General features: G+C 67.7%; 1 protein-coding gene. It reads left to right on the top strand.

The window, feature by feature from the left end; genetic code table 11:
• The coding region (locus tag VSR82_RS40255; protein WP_498858952.1) for a hypothetical protein at positions 1 to 260 on the top strand (260 nt) is incomplete at both ends.

Here is a 260-nt window from a genome sequence, read left to right as displayed (position 1 = left end):
TGGCGACGCTTCTGGAGCGGACACGGCGTACGGCCCTGGGGGCGCAGGAGCATCAGGACCTGCCATTCGAGCAGGTGGTGGAGATCGTGCAGCCGCCCCGGGCGCTTGACCACACGCCATTGTTCCAAGTGGGGCTGGCCTGGCAGAATAACGCGCTGGGGCGGCTCGATCTTCCCGGGCTGGGCGTGGAGGAGGTGGTGGACAATGCGCCCGGGCAGATCCGGTTCGAGCTGGAGCTGAACGTAGGCGAGTGTGACGGG

The sequence above is a fragment of the Burkholderia sp. JPY481 genome (assembly GCF_038900515.1).
GTDB lineage: Bacteria > Pseudomonadota > Gammaproteobacteria > Burkholderiales > Burkholderiaceae > Paraburkholderia > Paraburkholderia youngii.
The sequence above is the reverse complement of the archived record's forward strand: the minus strand, read 5'-3'. Positions and strand labels throughout refer to the sequence as shown.